General features: G+C 65.1%; 23 protein-coding genes, 1 tRNA gene and 4 pseudogenes. 11 read left to right on the top strand and 17 right to left on the bottom strand.

The window, feature by feature from the left end; translation table 11 throughout:
• Nucleotides 1-64 precede the first annotated feature (64 nt).
• From E6W36_RS09485 to E6W36_RS09475, 3 genes are read left to right on the top strand one after another with little or no spacing between them, the layout of a single operon-like run.
• The gene (locus E6W36_RS09485) at nucleotides 65-241 is read left to right on the top strand and encodes an antitoxin MazE family protein (RefSeq protein ID WP_246047473.1); all 177 of its coding nucleotides are present in this window, start codon (nucleotides 65-67) and stop codon (nucleotides 239-241) included.
• Entirely contained in the window at nucleotides 238-582 is a 345-nt protein-coding gene (locus E6W36_RS09480; protein WP_222872437.1) for a type II toxin-antitoxin system PemK/MazF family toxin, read from the top strand. Before E6W36_RS09485 ends, E6W36_RS09480 begins: the two co-directional genes overlap by 4 nt.
• 45 nt (nucleotides 583-627) lie before the next feature.
• Nucleotides 628-1,164 carry a histidine phosphatase family protein gene (locus tag E6W36_RS09475; protein WP_222872436.1) on the top strand — a complete coding sequence of 179 codons (537 nt, stop codon included), beginning with the start codon at nucleotides 628-630 and terminating at the stop codon, nucleotides 1,162-1,164.
• Between the two features lie 138 nt (nucleotides 1,165-1,302).
• Here E6W36_RS09475 and E6W36_RS20640 read toward each other — a convergent pair whose 3' ends face one another.
• From E6W36_RS20640 to E6W36_RS09460, 3 genes are read right to left on the bottom strand one after another with little or no spacing between them, the layout of a single operon-like run.
• On the bottom strand, nucleotides 1,303-2,481 hold the full coding sequence (locus E6W36_RS20640) for a hypothetical protein (protein ID WP_222872435.1): 1,179 nt from the start codon (nucleotides 2,479-2,481) through the stop codon (nucleotides 1,303-1,305).
• Nucleotides 2,369-4,279: a beta strand repeat-containing protein gene (locus E6W36_RS09465; RefSeq protein ID WP_342776869.1), complete on the bottom strand. Its 1,911-nt coding sequence runs from the start codon at nucleotides 4,277-4,279 to the stop codon at nucleotides 2,369-2,371. The genes E6W36_RS20640 and E6W36_RS09465 overlap by 113 nt, the downstream gene beginning before the upstream one ends.
• Nucleotides 4,180-5,457 carry an integrin alpha gene (locus tag E6W36_RS09460; RefSeq protein ID WP_222872433.1) on the bottom strand — a complete coding sequence of 426 codons (1,278 nt, stop codon included), beginning with the start codon at nucleotides 5,455-5,457 and terminating at the stop codon, nucleotides 4,180-4,182. The genes E6W36_RS09465 and E6W36_RS09460 overlap by 100 nt, the downstream gene beginning before the upstream one ends.
• Nucleotides 5,458-5,592: 135 nt before the next feature.
• Here E6W36_RS09460 and E6W36_RS09455 point away from each other — a divergent pair, with 135 nt between their 5' ends.
• Nucleotides 5,593-5,742: a histidine phosphatase family protein gene (locus E6W36_RS09455; protein WP_222872432.1), complete on the top strand. Its 150-nt coding sequence runs from the start codon at nucleotides 5,593-5,595 to the stop codon at nucleotides 5,740-5,742.
• 199 nt (nucleotides 5,743-5,941) lie between these two features.
• Here E6W36_RS09455 and E6W36_RS20635 read toward each other — a convergent pair whose 3' ends face one another.
• The 5 genes and pseudogenes from E6W36_RS20635 to E6W36_RS23315 all read right to left on the bottom strand — a co-directional run.
• Complete coding sequence (locus E6W36_RS20635; RefSeq protein ID WP_425459727.1) at nucleotides 5,942-7,207, bottom strand: hypothetical protein; 1,266 nt, start codon at nucleotides 7,205-7,207, stop codon at nucleotides 5,942-5,944.
• Nucleotides 7,197-7,370 (bottom strand): hypothetical protein, encoded by a 174-nt coding sequence (locus tag E6W36_RS23325; protein WP_425459726.1) that lies wholly within the window; start codon nucleotides 7,368-7,370, stop codon nucleotides 7,197-7,199. Before E6W36_RS23325 ends, E6W36_RS20635 begins: the two co-directional genes overlap by 11 nt.
• Nucleotides 7,358-7,822 carry an integrin alpha gene (locus tag E6W36_RS09445; RefSeq protein ID WP_222872430.1) on the bottom strand — a complete coding sequence of 155 codons (465 nt, stop codon included), beginning with the start codon at nucleotides 7,820-7,822 and terminating at the stop codon, nucleotides 7,358-7,360. The genes E6W36_RS23325 and E6W36_RS09445 overlap by 13 nt, the downstream gene beginning before the upstream one ends.
• Nucleotides 7,823-7,939: 117 nt before the next feature.
• Nucleotides 7,940-8,026 (bottom strand): annotated as a pseudogene (locus E6W36_RS23320) (hypothetical protein); the annotation flags it as partial.
• Between the two features lie 151 nt (nucleotides 8,027-8,177).
• Nucleotides 8,178-8,579 (bottom strand): annotated as a pseudogene (locus tag E6W36_RS23315) (integrin alpha); the annotation flags it as partial.
• A 357-nt stretch (nucleotides 8,580-8,936) separates the two neighbouring features.
• On the opposite strand from E6W36_RS23315, the pseudogene E6W36_RS09435 reads away from it, so the two are divergent.
• A pseudogene (locus E6W36_RS09435) lies at nucleotides 8,937-10,009 on the top strand (TIGR03032 family protein).
• A 90-nt stretch (nucleotides 10,010-10,099) separates the two neighbouring features.
• Here the strand turns inward: E6W36_RS09435 and E6W36_RS09430 are convergent.
• Nucleotides 10,100-10,188, bottom strand: a tRNA-Ser gene (locus tag E6W36_RS09430).
• Between the two features lie 193 nt (nucleotides 10,189-10,381).
• On the opposite strand from E6W36_RS09430, the gene hspQ reads away from it, so the two are divergent.
• From hspQ to E6W36_RS22010, 5 genes and pseudogenes are all read left to right on the top strand, one after another.
• A complete protein-coding gene (gene hspQ, locus E6W36_RS09425) occupies nucleotides 10,382-10,741 on the top strand; it encodes a heat shock protein HspQ (RefSeq protein ID WP_222874449.1) in 360 nt (119 codons plus the stop codon).
• Between the two features lie 48 nt (nucleotides 10,742-10,789).
• A pseudogene (gene hisS, locus E6W36_RS09420) lies at nucleotides 10,790-12,049 on the top strand (histidine--tRNA ligase).
• A gap of 9 nt (nucleotides 12,050-12,058) precedes the next feature.
• Entirely contained in the window at nucleotides 12,059-13,150 is a 1,092-nt protein-coding gene (prfA, locus tag E6W36_RS09410; protein WP_222872426.1) for a peptide chain release factor 1, read from the top strand.
• Nucleotides 13,147-13,704: a N5-glutamine methyltransferase family protein gene (locus tag E6W36_RS09405; RefSeq protein ID WP_342776635.1), complete on the top strand. Its 558-nt coding sequence runs from the start codon at nucleotides 13,147-13,149 to the stop codon at nucleotides 13,702-13,704. The genes prfA and E6W36_RS09405 overlap by 4 nt, the downstream gene beginning before the upstream one ends.
• Nucleotides 13,596-13,907 carry a class I SAM-dependent methyltransferase gene (locus E6W36_RS22010; RefSeq protein WP_342776868.1) on the top strand — a complete coding sequence of 104 codons (312 nt, stop codon included), beginning with the start codon at nucleotides 13,596-13,598 and terminating at the stop codon, nucleotides 13,905-13,907. The genes E6W36_RS09405 and E6W36_RS22010 overlap by 109 nt, the downstream gene beginning before the upstream one ends.
• Nucleotides 13,908-14,064: 157 nt before the next feature.
• Here E6W36_RS22010 and metK read toward each other — a convergent pair whose 3' ends face one another.
• The 4 genes from metK to E6W36_RS09385 all read right to left on the bottom strand — a co-directional run bounded on the left by metK (nucleotide 14,065) and on the right by E6W36_RS09385 (nucleotide 16,673).
• Nucleotides 14,065-15,246, bottom strand: coding sequence for a methionine adenosyltransferase (gene metK, locus E6W36_RS09400; protein ID WP_222872425.1), 1,182 nt, complete (start codon nucleotides 15,244-15,246; stop codon nucleotides 14,065-14,067).
• Nucleotides 15,247-15,449: 203 nt separating this feature from the next.
• Nucleotides 15,450-15,779 (bottom strand): helix-turn-helix domain-containing protein, encoded by a 330-nt coding sequence (locus E6W36_RS23310; protein WP_425459624.1) that lies wholly within the window; start codon nucleotides 15,777-15,779, stop codon nucleotides 15,450-15,452.
• Nucleotides 15,780-15,885: 106 nt separating this feature from the next.
• Nucleotides 15,886-16,419 (bottom strand): apolipoprotein N-acyltransferase, encoded by a 534-nt coding sequence (locus tag E6W36_RS09390; protein ID WP_246047472.1) that lies wholly within the window; start codon nucleotides 16,417-16,419, stop codon nucleotides 15,886-15,888.
• Between the two features lie 26 nt (nucleotides 16,420-16,445).
• Nucleotides 16,446-16,673: a hypothetical protein gene (locus E6W36_RS09385; RefSeq protein ID WP_222872423.1), complete on the bottom strand. Its 228-nt coding sequence runs from the start codon at nucleotides 16,671-16,673 to the stop codon at nucleotides 16,446-16,448.
• 6 nt (nucleotides 16,674-16,679) lie between these two features.
• On the opposite strand from E6W36_RS09385, the gene E6W36_RS09380 reads away from it, so the two are divergent.
• Entirely contained in the window at nucleotides 16,680-16,925 is a 246-nt protein-coding gene (locus tag E6W36_RS09380) for a hypothetical protein (protein ID WP_222872422.1), read from the top strand.
• Here the strand turns inward: E6W36_RS09380 and E6W36_RS09375 are convergent.
• The 4 genes from E6W36_RS09375 to ybeY are packed head-to-tail and all read right to left on the bottom strand — an operon-like array spanning nucleotide 16,906 to nucleotide 18,883.
• The gene (locus E6W36_RS09375; RefSeq protein WP_246047471.1) at nucleotides 16,906-17,316 is read right to left on the bottom strand and encodes a hypothetical protein; all 411 of its coding nucleotides are present in this window, start codon (nucleotides 17,314-17,316) and stop codon (nucleotides 16,906-16,908) included. The genes E6W36_RS09380 and E6W36_RS09375 overlap by 20 nt on opposite strands.
• Entirely contained in the window at nucleotides 17,211-17,456 is a 246-nt protein-coding gene (locus E6W36_RS18685) for a hypothetical protein (protein ID WP_246047469.1), read from the bottom strand. Before E6W36_RS18685 ends, E6W36_RS09375 begins: the two co-directional genes overlap by 106 nt.
• A 7-nt stretch (nucleotides 17,457-17,463) precedes the next feature.
• Nucleotides 17,464-18,390, bottom strand: coding sequence for a hemolysin family protein (locus tag E6W36_RS09370; protein WP_222872420.1), 927 nt, complete (start codon nucleotides 18,388-18,390; stop codon nucleotides 17,464-17,466).
• Nucleotides 18,380-18,883, bottom strand: coding sequence for an rRNA maturation RNase YbeY (gene ybeY, locus E6W36_RS09365; protein WP_222874447.1), 504 nt, complete (start codon nucleotides 18,881-18,883; stop codon nucleotides 18,380-18,382). Before ybeY ends, E6W36_RS09370 begins: the two co-directional genes overlap by 11 nt.
• Nucleotides 18,884-18,912: the final 29 nt, after the last annotated feature.

The raw sequence follows: 18,912 nt of genomic DNA, 5'->3' as shown, positions 1-18,912 counted from the left end.
ACATGTAACGCGAGATGCAGGAGAGAAGCATGGCAACGCCACCCTAAACGCAACCCGCGCGAAGGTGCGCGCGCATCGGGCCCGGCTGCGGGCGCAGGGGCTGCGACCGATCCAGATCTGGGTTCCGGACGTCCGGGCAGCATCGTTTCGGGCCGAGGCGCATCGTCAGTCGCAGGCAGTGGCGAGCAGCCGGCAGGCGCATGACGACCAAAGCTTCATCGACGCCGTGTCCGACGCATGAGGCGCGGCGAAATCCGTACGGTTGCAGGCGGCAAGGACTATGCCGGCAAACCGCGCCCGGCGGTGATCGTGCAGGATGACCTGTTCGATGCGACCGACTCCGTCACGCTGTGCGCCTTCACCACCGATGAGACCGATGCGCCGCTGTTTCGGCTGCCCGTGCAGCCCAGTCCCGGCAACGGCCTGCGCGCGCCCTGCCGCCTGATGGTCGACAAGATCACCACGGTTCACAAGACCAAGATCGGCCCCGCGATCGGCCGACTGGAAGATGACGACATGCTGCGCCTCAACCGGGCGATGCTGGTGTTCCTGGGGCTCGCCGCCAGCCCACGCAGCCGCTAGCGGTGGCGGCGTGATGCTCTGGCTGCTGCGACATCCCCGGTTGCCGTGACGTGGCGTGCGCGCTGCTATGGCGTCACCGATGTGCCGCTGGCGCGCGCCGCTTTTGCCCTGCCTGAACCGCCACCGGTCGAGCGGGTGGTGCATTCCGGCCTCCGGCGCACGCGCGGTCCGGCGGAAAAGCTGGCCGCCGCGCTTGGCGTTCCACGCATTGAGGATGCGCAGTGGCGCGAGCGCGATTTCGGCACCTGGGAGGGGCAGACCTGGCATGCAATCTACCGGGCGACCGGCGACGCCATGGACGGCATGCTCACCGACCCGGAGGGCTTCCGGCCGGGCGGCGATGGCGAGACCACGATGGAGCTGGCCTGGCGGGTCGTCGGGCGGCGCGCGCGCTCACCCGCCCGACCCTGGTCGTCACCCACGGCGGGCCGATTGCGGCGCTGCTCGGCCTGCGCGACGGCCTGCCTGTCTCCGAATGGCCGAAGCACGTGCCGCCCTATGGCACCATGGTCGCAGTGTGACGCTGCCCCGCGCTCAGGCAGGAAGGGAAAAGGCCGCCCCGCTTATGCCTGTCCTGTTTAAAGTGAGACGCAGCCGTCATCGCGAGCGCCGCAGGCGCGTGGCGATCCATGGAAACACAGATGTTCCTGGATTGCCTCGGCGCAAGCGCCTCGCAATGACGATTCCGCCTGGAGCGGACAGACTCTCATTCGATCAGCCTCAGGCGATCTGATGGGACTGACCGAACTCGTAGACCAAGCCGCTGATCGTGGCCGGGCCTACCAGGCTGTTGACCGAATAGACCACGCCGGCAAACGCGAACTGCTCGACGTTGGAGACCGTGTCCACGCCTTCCGCACCGGTCAGGTCGGTGACCACGATGCTGGTGCCGACCTGGGCGATGTCGAAGTTGGACAGGTCGCCTGCAAAGCTGGCGGTATCACGACCGGTGCCACCATCGAGCGAGTCGTTGCCCGCACCGCCGGTCAGGGTGTCGTTGCTGGCACCGCCGCCCAAGATGTCGTTGCCGTTCCCGCCATCGAGCAGATCGGTATTGTTGCCACCCAGCAGCTGGTCGTTGCCCTCGCCGCCATACAGGAAGTCGTTGCCTTCCCAGCCTTCCAGGCGGTCGTCGCCGCCGTTGCCGAACAGGCTGTTGGCACCGCTGTCGCCGATCAGGATATCGCGCAAATCGGTGCCGGAGAGATTTTCCACATCGATGTAGGTGTCGCCCTGCGCCGCGCCCCTGTTGGCGCTCGGATCGCGCAGGCTGGCGGTGAGGCCCGCGGTATCGAGCACGCCAAAATCCAGGAAGCGGTAGTCGGCGGTGTCGTTTAGGCCGCTGCCGCCGTTCAGGACATCGCTGCCAAGGCCGCCAACAAGTATGTCATTGCTCTCCTGGCCAAAGAGGCTGTCGTTGCCGGCCCCGCCGAACAGCGTGTCGTTGCGGTTGCCACCGAGCAGCGTGTCGTTACCGGCCCCGCCAATCAGGGTGTCGTTGCCGTTCAGCCCCTCCAGACGGTCGTCGCCGTCGCCGCCAGTCAGGGTATCATCCCCGTTCGTACCCGTCTCAGTGAGGTCCAGGACTGTCACGGACAGCGCCTGTTCGTCAAACAGACCACTGGCGTCGGTCGCGCGGACGACCACCTGATAAACATTGTCTCTATCTAAGTCGCCCGACGCTTCGAAGTTCGGGGCGGACAGGAATGCAAGCGCCCCGGTCGCAGCGTCGATGCTGAAGCGGGCGGCGTCCACGCCGCCGGTTATGCTGTAGGTCGGGCGGGCTTCATTGGTCACCACCGTGGTGACAGCGGTCACATTCTCGACGACGTTGATCGCGGCGCTCTCGCCACCGCCGTTCGAGGTGATGACCGGCGCAGTATTGGTCCCGTAGATCACATAGGCCCCGCGAGGAAGAGCCGACGATCAGGTCGGCGAGGCCGTCGTCATTGACGTCCCCGGCGTTGGAGACACTAATACCCGCCCTGCCGATGATGCGGAAGCCGTCCGCGCTCGAGAGGTTAGACAGGTCGATGTTGCTGCGCCCGCCGCTGCGCCCAAAGATCACATAGGCCGCGCCGGCGCTAGTGTTGCCAAACGCGCCGACGATCAGATCATCAATGCCGTCGGCGTTGACGTCCCCGGCGTTGGAGACGCTGTAGCCTGCACGGTTACCCGCCGCATCGCCGATGATGCGGAAGCCGTCCGCGGCGGTGAGGGCGGTCAGGTCGAGGTCACTCAACCCGCCACTGCGCCCGTAGATCACATAGGCCGCGCCCGCATTAATGCCGCCGGCGTCGTTGGAGGGTGCTCCGACGATGAGGTCATCGATGCCGTCGCCGTTCACGTCCCCGGCACTGGAGACGCTGTTGCCCAACGGGTCATATGCATAACTGTCGGTGAAGCGGAAGCCGTCTGTGGTTGAGAGGTTGCCTAGGTCGAGGGTACTGCGCCCGCCGCTTCGACCATAGATCACGTAGGCTGATCCTCGATTACCACCAAGGTAAAATTCTTTAGGCGCGCCGATAATCAGGTCATCGATACCATCGCCGTTGACATCGCCAGCACCGGAGACACTCTTGCCTGCATAATCAGACCGCTCAACGCCGATGATGCGGTAGCCATCCGCCGCAGTGAGGGTGGTCAGGTCAAGGTTGCTCAGCCCACCACTCCGCCCGTAGACCACATAGGCAGCACCGCTATCTGTATCGCCGGTGTCCTTGAAAAACGCCCCGACGATCAGGTCGTCGAGGCCGTCGCCATTGACGTCCCCGGCATTGGAAACGCTACTGCCCGCATAGTCGAATGCCGCATCGCCGAGGATGCGGAAGCCGTCTGCGGCGGTGAGGGCGTTCAGGTTGATGTCGTTCAGCCCGCCGCTACGCCCGTACACCACATAGGCCGCACCAGCACTAGTGCCGCCGGCGTCGTTGGAGGGTGCTCCGACGATGAGGTCATCGATGCCGTCGCCGTTGACGTCCCCGGCATTGGAGACGCTGGGGCCTGCCTCCCCGCCGAGGATGCGGAAGCCTTGCGTGGCGTCAAGGAACGTCAAGTCTATGTCGCTGTCCTCGTTGCCAAGCCGATCAAGCACAGTGACGTTAAGCGCCTGGTCGTCAAACAGGCTGCCGTCGCTGGCGCGCACGATGACCTCGTAGATGTTGTTGTCATCCAGGTCGCCTGGCGTCTCGAAGTCTGGTGCCTGGGCAAAGGCGAGCGCGCCGGTGGTCGCGTTTATGGTGAAGCGGGCGGCATCCGCACCGCCGGCGATCGAATAGGTGAGAACCGTGCCGGCGTCCGCGTCAGTCGCAGTGACCGTGGTGACGGCAAAGGTGTTTTCCACCACGCTGATGCTGGCGGCGTCGCCACCGCCGTTGGAGGTGATGACCGGCGGAGCACCAACCAGGGCGCTGCGCTCACCATAGACCACATAGGCCGCACCGGCATCTGTGCCGCCGGCGTCGTTGCCAGTCGCCCCGACGATCAGGTCGGCGATGCCGTCGCCGTTGACGTCCCCGGCATTGGAGACGCTAACGCCCGCCCTGTCACCCGCCAGATCGCCGATGATGCGGAAGCCGTCCGCTGCCGTGAGATTGGTCAGGTCAAGGTCGCTGCGCCCGCCGTTGCGCCCGTACACCACATAGGCTGCCCCGGCATTACCGCCGCCGACGTCGTTGTCACGCGCACCCACGAGCAGGTCGGCGAGGCCGTCGCCATTGACGTCCCCGGCATTGGAGACGCTAAAGCCCGCAGGTCATTTGCCGCATCGCCGAGGATGCGAAAGCCGTCGGCGGCGGTCAGGGTGGTCAGGTCCAGGGCACTGCGCCCGCCGTTGCGCCCGTAGATCACATAGGCTGCACCGGCATATGTGCCGCCGGCGTCGTTGTTGCGTGCACCCACGATCAGATCATCGATGCCGTCGCCGTTGACGTCCCCGGCATTGGAGACGGATTCACCAACTAAATCATATGAATTATCGCCGATGATGCGGAAGCCGTCGGCGGCGGTCAGGGTAGTCAGGTCGAGGTCGCTGCGCCCGCCGCTGCGCCCGTAGATCACATAGGCCGCACCGGCCTCACTGCCGCCAGCGTCATTGCCAGTCGCCCCAACGATCAGATCATCAAGGCCATCGCCGTTGACGTCCCCGGCACTCGAGACGCTGGTGCCCGCAAAGTCTCTCGCCGCATCGCCGATGATCCTAAAGCCGTCTGCTACCGTGAGATTGGTCAGGTCGAGGTCACTGCGCCCGCCGTTGCGCCCGTACACCACATAGGCTGCCCCGGCACTGGAGCCGCCGGCGTCGTTTAGGAATGCGCCGACGATCAGGTCATCGATACCGTCGCCGTTGACGTCTCCGGCAGCGGAAACGCTGGTGCCCGCAACGTCAGACACCGCATCACCGATGATGCGGAAGCCGTCGGCGGTGGTCAGGTTGGTCAGGTCGAGGTTGCTCAAGCCACCGCTGCGCCCGTAGATCACATAGGCAGCACCTGCAGAACTGCCGCCGGCGTCGTTGTAGCTCGCGCCAACGATCAGATCGTCGATGCCGTCGCCGTTGACGTCCCCGGCACTGGAGACGCTCCTGCCCGCGTAGTCTCTCGCCGCATCGCCGATGATGCGGAAACCGTCGGCGGAGGCAAGGTTGGTCAGGTCGAGGTTGCCCAGCCCGCCGCTGCGCCCGTACACCACATAGGCCGCACCGGCATAGCTGCCGCCGGCGCCGTTGCGGTCAGCACCGACGATCAGGTCATCGATGCCGTCGCCGTTGACGTCCCCGGCATTGGAGACACTGATGCCCGCACGGTCACCCACACCATCGCCGATGATGCGGAAGCCCTGCGTGGGCGTGAGGTTGGTCAGGTCGATATCAGCCATGCAAAGCCCCTCATAGCAATAAAATGCACCCAGAAGGCGCATAATCATTCGTTAATCATACTTCTAACGATCATCCATGACACCAGCGTGACAAGGCGCTATGCAGCCGCAGCTTTTCTGCCAGCCGAGAACCCCATGACCGAACCCGCCTTCGCGCTCACCCGCCCGACCCTGGTCGTCACCCACGGCGGGCCGATTGCGGCGCTGCTCGGCCTGCGCGACGGCCTGCCTGTCTCCGAATGGCCGAAGCACGTGCCGCCCTATGGCACCATGGTCGCAGTGTGACGCTGCCCCGCGCTCAGGCAGGAAGGGAAAAGGCCGCCCCGCTTATGCCTGTCCTGTTTAAAGTGAGACGCAGCCGTCATCGCGAGCGCCGCAGGCGCGTGGCGATCCATGGAAACACAGATGTTCCTGGATTGCCTCGGCGCAAGCGCCTCGCAATGACGATTCCGCCTGGAGCGGACAGACTCTCATTCGATCAGCCTCAGGCGATCTGATGGGACTGACCGAACTCGTAGACCAAGCCGCTGATCGTGGCCGGGCCTACCAGGCTGTTGACCGAATAGACCACGCCGGCAAACGCGAACTGCTCGACGTTGGAGACCGTGTCCACGCCTTCCGTGCCGGTCAGGTCGGTGACCACGATGCTGGTGCCGACCTGGGCGATGTCGAAGTTGGACAGGTCGCCTGCAAAGCTGGCGGTATCACGACCGGTGCCACCATCGAGCGAGTCGTTGCCCGCACCGCCGGTCAGGGTGTCGTTGCTGGCACCGCCGCCCAAGATGTCGTTGCCGTTCCCGCCATCGAGCAGATCGGTATTGTTGCCACCCAGCAGCTGGTCGTTGCCCTCGCCGCCATACAGGAAGTCGTTGCCTTCCCAGCCTTCCAGGCGGTCGTCGCCGCCGTTGCCGAACAGGCTGTTGGCACCGCTGTCGCCGATCAGGATATCGCGCAAATCGGTGCCGGAGAGATTTTCCACATCGATGTAGGTGTCGCCCTGCGCCGCGCCCCTGTTGGCGCTCGGATCGCGCAGGCTGGCGGTGAGGCCCGCGGTATCGAGCACGCCAAAATCCAGGAAGCGGTAGTCGGCGGTGTCGTTTAGGCCGCTGCCGCCGTTCAGGACATCGCTGCCAAGGCCGCCAACAAGTATGTCATTGCTCTCCTGGCCAAAGAGGCTGTCGTTGCCAATCCCGCCGAACAGCGTGTCGTTGCGGTTGCCGCCGAACAGATTATCGTTGCCAGCCCCGCCGATCAGGGTGTCGTTGCCGTTCAGCCCCTCCAGGCGGTCGTCGCCGTCGCCGCCAGTCAGGGTATCATCCCCGTTCGTACCCGTCTCGGCCAGGTCCAGGACCGATACGGACAGCGCCTGTTCGTCAAACAGACCACTGGCGTCGGTCGCGCGGACGACCACCTGATAAACATTGTCTCTATCTAAGTCGCCCGGCGCCTCAAAGTTTGGCGCGGCAACAAACGCCAGCGCCCCGGTCGCAGCGTCGATGCTGAAGCGGGCAGCGTCCGCGCCGCCGGTTATGCTGTAGGTCAGGCGGGCTTCATTGGTCACCACCGTGGTGACAGCGGTCACATTCTCGACGACGTTGATCACGGCGCTCTCGCCACCGCCGTTCGAGGTGATGACCGGCGCAGTATTGGTCCCGTAGATCACATAGGCCCCTTCGTAGCGCGAGCCGACGATGAGGTCATCGATGCCGTCACCGTTGACGTCCCCGGCATTGGAGACACTAAAGCCCACAACGGCAGCCAGCGAATCGCCGATGATGATGAAGCCGTCTGCTGCGGTGAGGTTGGTCAAGTCGATGTCGCTGCGCCCGCCGCTGCGCCCGTAGACCACATAGGCAGCGCCAGCTTGAGAAGCGCCGGCGTAGTTGCGAGGCCCCGACGATCAGGTCGTCGATGCCGTCGCCGTTGATGTCCCCGCTACGGAGACGCTGTAGCCCGCTTCGTCGCCCGCCACATCGCCGATGATCCTGAAGCCGTCGGCGGCGCTGAGACTGGTCAGGTCGAGGTCGCTACGCCCGCCGCTGCGCCCGTAGATCACATAGGCCGCGCCGGCACGAAAGCCGTCAGCATTGATGTAAGGTGACCCAACAATCAGGTCGTCGATGCCGTCGCCGTTGACGTCTCCGGCGTTGGAGACGCTGTAGCCTGCACGGTCACCCGCCGCATCGCCGATAATGCGGAAGCCGTCTGCCGCAGTGAGGGTGGACAGGTCTAGGTTGCTGCGGCCGCCGCTACGCCCATAGACCACATAAGCCGCGCCGGCATCGGTGCCACCTGCGTCGTTGCCAGTTGCGCCAACGATCAAATCGTCGATGCCGTCGCCGTTGACGTCCCCGGCATTGGACACTTCGCCCGCAAAATCACCCGCCGCATCGCCGATGATGCGGAAGCCTTCAGCGGCTGTAATTCTGGCCAGGTTGACGGGCCTAGTGGAGGTGCCGGTCCGACCGTAGATAACATAAGCAGCACCAGCAACGGCGCCACCAGCGTCGTTGCCAGATGCGCCGACGATGAGGTCGTCGAGGCCGTCGCCGTTGACGTCCCCGGCGCTGGAGACACTGCCCCCGCGAAATCATATCTCGCTTCGCCGATAATCTCGAAACCGCCGAAGTTGAGGGAAGAAAGATCGACAAGCGGCCCACGAGTGCCCGTGCGACCGTAAATGACATAGGCCGTCCCCTATCGACTTCCGTTAAACGTGCGCCGACGATCAGGTCATCAATACCATCACCATTGAAATCACCCGCGCTAGACACGCTGCGCCCCGCCCCATCCCCATCGTAATCAGCGGTAATATCTCCGATTACCTTGAAGCCATCGGCTACTGAGAGGTTTTCTAGGTCGAGCGGCCCACGTGTCCGATTCGGATCGCTACGTCCATAGATGACATAGGCAGCACCAACGCTCTCAAAACGAGGGACTTCGTTATAGGGACGGCGAAGATAGTAACCACCATTTGCACCGCCGACAATCAGGTCGTCGAAGCCGTCACCGTTAACGTCACCAGCGTTGGAGACGCTCGAGCCGGTGTAGTAAAAATCCGGTTCGCCGATAATTTTAAAGCCTTGCGCGGGCGTGAGTGAGCTTAAGTAAATATTTGACATGACGAAACCTCTGCTGCACTCGCTTACCGCGAGTAATGAACTGTTAGCCAAAAATTAGCAAGATTGTATGACACTATAATGACTCATACGGGCACTCGGCGAGTAAAGCTTCGCGCGCAGCGCGTGGCGGTGTCTGTGCTGTTTGCAGACGCTCACAATGGTGTTATCCCGTTGACATATTTTGATAATCGTGCCACCTTGAGGCTGCGGTGCCGCCGGAGCGATCCAGGGACTTGCGCGCGAATATCAACAGAATATTTGGATTGCCGCCTCGCTCACAGCCGCTTGCAATGACGACCTCAACGATGCCATGCGCTTTCGCAAGCGCATGATCGCATCAACTCGGAAGCGCATCCCATGGACACTCCCCTGCCGCCATCGCCGCCTGCATCCCCTGTGGCGTCACCCACCGAACCCGCCTTTGCACTCACCACCTCGCGCCATTTCCCGCAGTGGCTGGGGCGCACCGGCGGCGGGCTGGCCTTCACCACCTACCAGGCCGGCAAGCTGTTCCTGCTGGGGGTGAAGCCGGACGGCAAGCTCGCGGTGTTCGAGCGCAGCTTCGCCCGCTGCATGGGGCTGGGCGTCAGCGATGATGGCCGCAGCCTGCTGCTGGCCAGCGAATATCAGCTGTTGCGGCTCGACAATGTCATCCCGCCCGGCGAGCAGGACCCTCCGGCCATGACGCGCTGTTCGTGCCGCATCAGGCCTGGATCACCGGCGACTGCGACATCCACGACATCGGCTTCGGGGCCGATGGCGCGCCGCTGTTCGTCAACACCCTGTTCGGCTGCCTGGCGACCGTCAGCCCCGGCTACAGTTTCAGGCCGCTGTGGCGGCCGCCGTTCATCTCGCGCCTGGCCGCCGAGGACCGCTGCCACCTGAACGGCGTGGCGCTGGTCGAGGGCGCGCCGCGCTATGTCACCGCCGTCTCGCGCTCGGACGTGGCGGATGGCTGGCGCGACCGGCGGGTCGATGGCGGCGTGGTGATCGCTGTGCCGGACGGCGCGGTGGTGGCAGACGGGCTCTCCATGCCGCACTCGCCGCGCTGGCATGACGGGCGGCTGTGGCTGCTCAACTCCGGCACCGGCGAGTTCGGCACGGTGGACCTGGCCAGTGGCCGGTTCGTGCCGGTCGCCTTCCTGCCCGGCTTTGCGCGCGGGCTGGCGTTCGTCGGCGGCCATGCGGTCATCGGCCTGTCGCTGCCGCGCGAGAGCCGCACCTTCAGCGGCCTGCCGATCGACGCAGCGCTTGCCGCCCGCGACGTGGAACCGCGCTGCGGGCTGGCAGTGATTGACCTTGCGACCGGCGACATGGCGCACTGGGTGCGCATCGAGGGCGTGGTGCGCGAACTCTATGATGTCGGCGTGCTGCCGGGGTGCGCCGCCCGGCGGCACTCGGCTTCAGGACCGACGAGATCAAGCGGGTGATCGCAATCGACGAGGGCGAGAGCCTGAGCGGTTGAGGTTGAAGCATATGTGCTTCAACCGAGGGCGTGAATCATGGTCTAAGCGCGACGCTGGAGGAGAGCGAGGATTCGAACCCTCGATACGGTCGCCCGTATGCCGCATTTCGAGTGCGGTGCTTTCGACCACTCAGCCAGCTCTCCGGCCCAGCGACGGGCGCGGACCATAAGCAGAAGCCGGTGCAAATGCCAATACAAAATGAACTGCGCAAACGACCGCTCCGGCGCGTCCGGCGCAGCGAATGCAAGGGTGGGGCTTCACAAGCAGCATCGCAATCCTACATGCTGGGACATGGGCAGGTGAGTCGCGCCTGCCCGCCACAAAGTGGACGCTTTTATGTGCCAGACCCAGTATGGTGCGCCGCCTGCCGGCGAAGCCCCGATCGTCTTCAACATCGGCCAGGTGGTGCGCCACCGGCTGCTGCCGTTTCGCGGCGTGATTTTCGACGTGGACCCGACCTTCGCCAACACCGACGAATGGTATCAGGCGATCCCCGAGGAAATCCGCCCGAGCAAGGAACAGCCCTTCTATCACCTGCTCGCCGAGAACGATCAGGCGACCTACATCGCCTATGTCAGCCAGCAGAACCTGGTGCCGGACGAAAGCGAGGACCCTTTGCACCACCCGGCGATCGAGGATCTCTTCGACGGCTACACCCAGGGCCGCTACCTGCTGCGGCGAGACCGCGCGCAGTAGCGCAGCGGCGCTCTTTCGTTCAGTGCAGAAATGCTCTAGCGCAGCCGCATGAGCGAGAAACCCTTGAGCCGCCTGCAGCCTGTGCGCGGCACCCACGATCTGTTCGGCGACGATGCGCGCGGCTTCTGGCACGTGGTCGACACCTTCAAGGCCCTGAGCCGGCGCTATGGCTTCCAGCCGGTCGACGTGCCGATCTTCGAGTTCACGGAGCTGTTCGCCCGCGGCATCGGCGAGACCACCGATGTCGTCGCCAAGGAAATGTATTCGTTCGAGGATCGCGGCGGCGAGTCCTTGACCCTGCGCCCGGAATTCACCGCCGGCCTGTGCCGCGCCTACCTCTCGAACGGCTGGCAGCAGTTCGCGCCGCTCAAGCTGGCAGCGCATGGCCCGGCGTTCCGCTACGAGCGGCCGCAGAAAGGCCGGTTCCGGCAATTCCACCAGATCGATGCGGAGATCATCGGCGTCGAGGGGCCGCAGGCCGATGTCGAGCTGATCGCGCTCGCCCAGCATCTGCTGGCAGCGCTCGGGCTTGGCGACAAGGTCGAGCTGCGGATCAACACGCTGGGCGATCCCGCCAGCCGGGTAGCGTACCGCGCGGCGCTGGTCGCACACTTCACGCGGCATCAGGCGCACCTGTCCGAGGACAGCCTGATGCGGCTGGAGCGCAACCCTTGCGCATTCTCGACAGCAAGGAGCCCGGCGACCGGGCGGTGGTCGCGGAGGCGCCGGTGCTCGACCCGTACCTGAGTGCGGACGCCGCAGCGTTCTTCGCCGGGTTGACCGCCGGACTTGATGCGGCCGGGGTCGCTTATGTACGCGACCCCGGCTGGTGCGCGGGCTGGACTATTACACCCACACCGCCTTCGAGTTCGTGACCACGCACCTCGGCGCGCAGGGCACGGTGATCGGCGGCGGGCGTTACGATGGCCTGATCGCCGAACTCGGCGGCCCGCCGACCCCAGCGGTCGGCTGGGCGGGCGGCATCGAACGACTGGCGTTGCTGGCCACAGTGCCACCGGCGCAGGGGCTGGCGGTCGCGGTGGTGCCGATGGGCGAGGCGGCCGAGAGCGCAGCGCTGGGGCTGACGGCGGCGCTACGCCGCGCCGGCTTCAGCGTCGACCAGGCGTTCCGCGGCACCATGAAAAGCGCATGGCACGGGCGAGCGCGCTCGGCTGCCGGGTTGCGGTGATCGTCGGCGAGGACGAGTTGAAGGCGGGGCAGGCGGCGGTCAAGGACCTTGGCACCGGCGAACAGCGCCTGGTGCCGCAGGACGCACTGGTTGACGCGCTGGCGCAATATCGCGATTGAGACGCGCCTATGAGCACGATTCCCCTCGCCACCCTTGAGCGCATCCAGGCGCGCCATGCCGAAGTCTCCGCGGCGATGGTCGACCCCAACCTGCCGTCGGACCGCTTCGTCAAGCTGTCCAAGGAATATGCCGAGCTGACGCCGGTGGTGGAGGCGGGGCAGCATTACGCCCGGGTCGTGACCGAACTCAAAGAGGCCGAGGCGCTCGCCAGCGACACGACCGCCGACGCCGACATGCGGACGATGGCGCGCGAGGAGTGGGAAAGCCTGAAGGACGCCCTGCCCGAGGCCGAGCGCACGCTCAAACTCATGCTGCTGCCCAAGGACGCCGCGGACGAGAAATCGGCGATCCTGGAAATCCGCGCCGGCACCGGCGGCGACGAGGCGGCGCTGTTCGCTGGCGATCTGTTCCGCATGTACCAGCGCTACGCCCAGTTGCGGGGCTGGCAGGTGGAGCTCATCAGCGCGTCGGACAGCGACCAGGGCGGCTTCAAGGAAGTGGTCGCCAGCATCACCGGCGCCGGCGTGTTCGCGCGCCTGAAGTTCGAAAGCGGCGTGCACCGGGTGCAGCGCGTGCCAGCGACCGAGGCGAGCGGGCGCATCCACACCTCCGCCGCCACCGTCGCCGTGCTGCCGGAGGCGGAGGAAGTCGACATCCAGATCGACGAGAAGGACCTGCGCATCGACGTGTTCCGCTCGTCGGGGCCGGGCGGCCAGTCGGTCAACACCACCGACTCCGCCGTACGCATCACCCACCTGCCGACCGGGCTGGTGGTCAGCCAGCAGGACGAGAAAAGCCAGCACAAGAACAAGGCCAAGGCGATGAAGGTGCTGCGCGCGCGCCTGTTCGAACTGGAGCGCGAGAAGCTGGACTCGGCCCGCGCGTCTGATCGCAAACTGCAGGTCGGCTCCGGCGACCGGTCGGAGCGCATCCGCACCTATAATTTCCCGCAGGGACGCGTGACCGACCATCGCATCAACCTGACTCTGCACAAGCTGGACCTGGTTCTGCTCGGCGACGGGCTGGATGAACTGGTCTCGGCGCTGATCGCCGAGGATCAGATCGAGCGGCTGGCCGCCCTCGACGACCAGCAGGCTTGACCGGCATCCGCGAGACGCTGCGTCAGGCGCGCGTCGGCCTGGAAGCAGTGGGCATCGAGACCGCGCGCCTGGACGCCGAGCTGCTGCTGGCGGAGGCCATGGGCATGTCCCGCAACATCCTGCTGCTCGGGCAGGACCGGCTGGCGGTCGACGGCCCGAGCGAGAAGCGCTTCACCGCTCTTCTGGCGCGCCGGCTGCGGCGGGAGCCGGTGGCGCATATCCTTGGTCTGCGCGAATTCTGGAGCCTGGACTTCAAAGTCTCGCCTGCGACCCTCATCCCGCGGCCGGACAGCGAGACCCTGGTCGAGGCCGGGCTGCAAGCGCTGGCGCCGGTAGAGCGCCCGCGCATTCTCGACCTTGGCGTCGGCTCGGGCTGTCTGCTGATCGCGCTGCTGCACGAGCGCCGCGATGCGCAGGGGTCGGCGTCGACGCCAGCGCGGCGGCGCTGGAGATCGCGCGCGCCAACGGCGGGCATCTGGGCGTCGCGGGCCGCATCGATTGGCGGCAGGGCGACTGGTTCGCGGCCGTCCACGCCGATGAGCGCTTTCATCTGATCGTCAGCAACCCGCCCTATATCCCCAGCGCCGATCTCGCGACCCTTGCTCCGGATGTCACCGCGTACGAGCCGCTGAGCGCACTTGACGGCGGTACGGACGGGCTCGACCCTATCGCACCCTGCTGCCGCAGGTCGGGCGGCACCTGGCGCCGGGCGGAGTCGTCCTGTTTGAGTTCGGCGCCGGGCAAAGCGCAGCTCTGATGGACATGGCGCTGGACGCCGGTTTCGCCGCCACCCTGATCCCCGACCTCAGCGGGCGTCCGCGCTGCCTGCGCCTGGAGGCCGCCGGTGCTTGACGCGCGCGTCATTGCGAGGCGCTTTGCCTCGCAATGACGATTCCGTCTGAAGCCGCCAGGCTCTACAGGCTCTGCTTGATCGCGTCGACGAGGTTGGTCTGCTCCCAGGAGAAGCCGCCGTCGGCATCCGGCGTGCGGCCGAAGTGGCCATAAGCCGCCGAGCGTTCATAGATCGGCTTGTTGAGCCCGAGGTGCGTTCGAATGCCCTTCGGCGTCAGGCGCATCAGGGTCGGCAGCGCCGCTTCCAGTTTGTCCTCGCTCGCGCCGTTGAGGCCGGTGCCGTGCAGGTCGACGTAGAAGCTCAGCGGCTCGGCGACACCGATCGCATAGCTGATCTGGATGGTGCAGCGGCGCGCCAGACCGGCGGCGACCACGTTCTTGGCGAGGTAGCGGCAGGCATAGGCGGCCGAGCGGTCCACCTTGGTCGGGTCCTTGCCGGAGAAGGCGCCGCCGCCGTGCGGGCTGGCGCCGCCGTAGGTGTCGACGATGATCTTGCGGCCGGTCAGGCCGGCATCGCCGTCCGGGCCGCCGATTTCGAACAGGCCGGTCGGGTTGACGTAGATCGCGTCTTCATCGCCCGGCATCCAGCCTTGCGGCAGGATATCGGCCATAACGCCCTTCACGTAATCGCGCAGCTTGCCCTGATCGAAGCCCTTGGCGTGCTGGGTCGAAACGACGAGCTTGGTCGCGCGCACCGGGCGGCCATTCTCGAACGCCAGGGTCACCTGGCTCTTGGCGTCCGGCTCGAGGAACGGCGCTTCGTTGCTGTGGCGCAGGTCCGCCAGGCGTTGCAGGATGCGGTGCGAATAATAGAGCGTCGCCGGCATCAGGTCCGGGGTCTCGTCGCAGGCATAGCCGAACATGATGCCTTGGTCGCCGGCGCCTTCATCCTTGTTGCCGCTCTCATCGACGCCCATGGCGATATGTTCGGACTGGCCGTGCAGGTGGCATTCGAAGTTGGCGTACTGCCAGTGGAAGCCATGCTGCTCGTAGCCGATGCGCTTCACGGTGGCGCGGGCGGCCTTCTCGATCTCGTCCAGGGTCGGAGTCTTATCGTCGCGGCAGCGGACTTCGCCGGCAAGCACGATGCGGTTCGTGGTCACCATGGTCTCGCAGGCGACGCGCGCAACCGGATCGCGGCTCAGGAACAGGTCGACGACCGCGTCGGAAATCTGGTCCGCCACTTTGTCCGGGTGGCCCTCGGACACGGATTCGCTGGTGAAGACATAGGAAGAACGGACCACGGGCAAACTCCTTCGCGTATTGGCGCCAGGTGCGCAGCCGCACGAAAGTGCTGCGCGGTTGATGGCGCGCTCATACCCAGAGCGTCCGTCGGAAGCAAGGACATAAAGCCATCTTTATGTCTTTAACTCACCGTCGGCGGCGTGTCTTTGCCGCGCCGCCGCGCGAGATCAGGCTGCGCCTGGGTCCGTCCCGATCGAGCGGATCAACTCCAGCAGCTTGCGGCGCGTCTTCTGATCGGAGATCCGATAATAGTGCCGCAGCAGATCCTGCGTCTCCTTCGACGCCAGGCTGTCGTGCTCGAACCCCTCCGTCGGCTCGGCGACGCCGACCGCTGCGGAAGTCTCCCCGACATGCCTTCGAAGAAGTAACTGACTGGCGTTTGAAGTATTTGCGACAATTCAAACAGGCGGCTTGAGCCGATGCGGTTGGCACCGCGCTCGTATTTCTGGACCTGCTGGAATGTCAGGCCGAGAAGTTCGCCAAGCTTTTCCTGTGTCATGCCGAGGATTCGACGGCGCGCGCGCAAGCGCATGCCAACGTGGACATCGATTGGGTGTGGCTGGTCTGCCATATTTACGCGACCTTCGACTGGATACGCAACGAAGAACAAAGGTCTCACCCCGAGGGGTGGAACGCCGCTATTCGCGAACGTTTCGCTTACCTACCCTCTTGGCGCAGATGATGCAAGATAAACTGCACAATATCAGTAGTGAAACGATGGGTAAATCGCCATTTCTCGCATAAGGTGTAGGCGGTAGCGCGGGTGGCAAGTTGCCAGAAAGTATGACTTTTGCTCTAACCCTGTTTTTAAGCACTTGGCCACGAGCATCTATAATAGTGCTGATGCCGGTTGGAGTCGAGCGCACAACCGGCAAACCTTCTTCGATTGCGCGCAATCGCGCCTGCGCCAAATGCTGGTGTGGGCCAAAGAATGTCCCGAACCATGCATCATTGGATATATTCAGGAGCCATTCCGGTCTATGATTGCGATCAACGACCGCGCCGGGAAAGATGATTTCATAACAGATCAAGGGGCCGACCGAAGGGAAACCGGGTAGTTTTATCGTTCTGGGTCCGGGGCCGGCGGTGAAGTCCAGATCGCCCGTCGCAAGTCGAGACAGGCCGATTATGGTTAATACATCGCGAAACGGCAGATATTCGCCAAACGGCACAAGATGTGACTTGTCGTAACTGGCGATTACCTGCGCATTGGGATCGATAACAAAAGACTGTTGCGCGCGGAAATAGCGTAGCCGTTTTCATCGCGTTCGACTTTGACACCGCCGGTCAGCACCAGGCCGTCGTCGCCGAGATGGCGTGCGATCAGATAGCGCGTCGTCGTTTCTTCCTCGATCAGATTGGGGATGGCGGTCTCCGGCCATATCACCAGGCGCGGCGTATCCCGGCCCGGCGCCTTGAAGGTCATGTCCAGGTGCAGGTTGAGGTTGCGGCGGCCGGTTTCATCCCGCCATTTCTGCCCCTGACCGATATTGGCCTGTACGACGACCAGCGAAGGCCCCGTCGGCGGCTGCGGGCGGTTGAGACGCAGTTCACCACCGACGAACAGCAGCGCCAGCAGGCCGGCGGCAAACAGGAAAGAGCCGATGGCCGCCCCTGCCTGCCGATCGCCTGCGCCAGAGCGCCGCTTGTAAACACCATCAGGAAAGACAGACCATAGACCCCGACCAGCCCGGCGGCCTGCGCAACCGGCGGCACGGCCAGCCAGGCAGAGCCGACGAGGTTCCAGGAAAGCCGGTGAATAAATGCCCACGCAGCCATTCGCCGAGCGTCCAGGCCGTCGCCAGCGCGATAACCCGCCACGCCCCGGGAGGCGCAAGCGCCTGCGTCAGCAGGGCGCTGCTCGCCGTGAACAGCGCCAGAAACGCCGCCAGCAGCATCACCGCCAGGTAGCCCGCGCTGTGGGGCAGAGCATCCTGAAAACGGAAAGCCTCAGCGATCCAGATCAGCCCGAGCGCAAACTGCCCGAAGCCGAACCACCAGCCGAGCCGGAACGCCTGCAGGCGTGTGGCCGCGCCATCCAGTGCCCACAGCAGTCCAGCGAACGCCACCCCATCAACGGCAGCAGGCACAGCGGTGCAAAGGCAAGCGCGCTGAGCGCGCCGAGCAGTGCCATCAGCACCTCCCGCACGGCAAGCGGCAGGCCTGCCACCCGTTCCGGCAGCGCGCGCAGGTGCTGTAAACGGATCATCCCCGACCTAGCCAGTCGCATCGTCCAGGTCCGGCACGCGCTTGGGCGGGTGGATGCGCACACGGGTGATGCGACGGGGATCGCCGTCAACGACTTCGAAGCGATAGCCGCTCTCGTCCTCGATCACCTCGCCGATGACCGGAACGCGTCCGCACAGGAAAAACAGCAGGCCACCAAGGGTATCGACTTCCTCGTCGGCTTCTGCGGGCAGAAAGTCCTGCTTCAGATGTGCTTCCAAATCCTCAAGTGGCAGTCGCGCATCGGCGTCGTAAGATCCGTCCGGCAGCGGCCGCAGGAGGGCCGCTTCCGCTTCGTCATGCTCGTCGTCGATCTCGCCGACGATCTGCTCGACCAGGTCCTCAATGGTCGCCAAGCCGTCCGTGCCGCCATATTCGTCGACGACGATGGCCATATGGGTGCGGCTGGCGCGCATGCGGGTCAGCAAGTCCAGCACCCGCATCGAGGGCGGCACGAACAGGACCGAGCGCAGCAGGCTGTCGAGCCGCGGCTGGCGCGGACGCACAGGCTCGGCCAGCAGCCGATAGACGTCCTTCACATGCGCCATGCCGATGATCGCATCGAGCGAGTCCCGATAGACCGGCAGGCGGGAATGGCCGGCGCGCGCGAATTGCGCCACCAGCTCCTCGAAGCCGTCGGCGATGTTGAACGCCTCGATGTCGGCGCGTGGCACCATGACGTCGCCAACGCTCAAGTCGCCGTAATCGAGCAGGTTGCGCAGCATCAACCGCTGGCTCACGGAGAGGTCGTCGAGATCGGCGACAGCCGGCTCGCCATGTTCCTCCATGGCGTGCGCGATGCTCTCCCGCAGCGAGCTGTCATGGCCGCGCCGCTGGGCACCACGCCAGTTGCGCAGCAGCTTACCGATCAGGCCGCTACTTCGGCTCTCCGGGTCGCTCGGCTTCTCACTCGCCATAGGGGTCCGCCACGTTCAATTCTGCGAGCGCGCGCCGCTCGAGCGCCTCCATGGCCTCGGCGTCGGCTGCGCCGGTTTCATGGTCGTAGCCGAGCAGATGCAGAAAGCCGTGGGCGATCAGGTGCAGGCCATGGTCGCGCAGGGTCTTGCCCTGGGCCGCGGCTTCGGCGGCGACCGTCTCGAGGGCGAGCACGACATCGCCGAGCAACTGCTCCGGCGCCAGCAGCCCGTCCGCAAGCTCGCGCATTTCGATCATCGGGAACGAAAGCACGTTCGTCGGCTTGTCCTTGCCGCGATAGTCGCGATTCAGTTCCTGCACTTCAGCGTCGTTGGTGAGCTGAACGCTCACCTCCAGCACCTCGGCCGCGCTGCTCCAGTGTTCGAACGGGGTGGCCTTCAGGGCCGCGTCACAGACCGCGCAGGCCAAGGCGTTCCAGTCAAGACCGGTCTCGCTCCAGCGATCTTCGGCGATTTCAAGCGCGATGCGCAACATATCAACCCCGGGCGGCGACGCTGCCGGCC

The sequence above is a fragment of the Hankyongella ginsenosidimutans genome, assembly GCF_005144965.1.
GTDB classification, from domain to species: Bacteria; Pseudomonadota; Alphaproteobacteria; order Sphingomonadales; family Sphingomonadaceae; genus Hankyongella; species Hankyongella ginsenosidimutans.
Note: the sequence above shows the minus strand (reverse complement) of the source record. Positions and strands in the feature narration are given on the sequence as shown.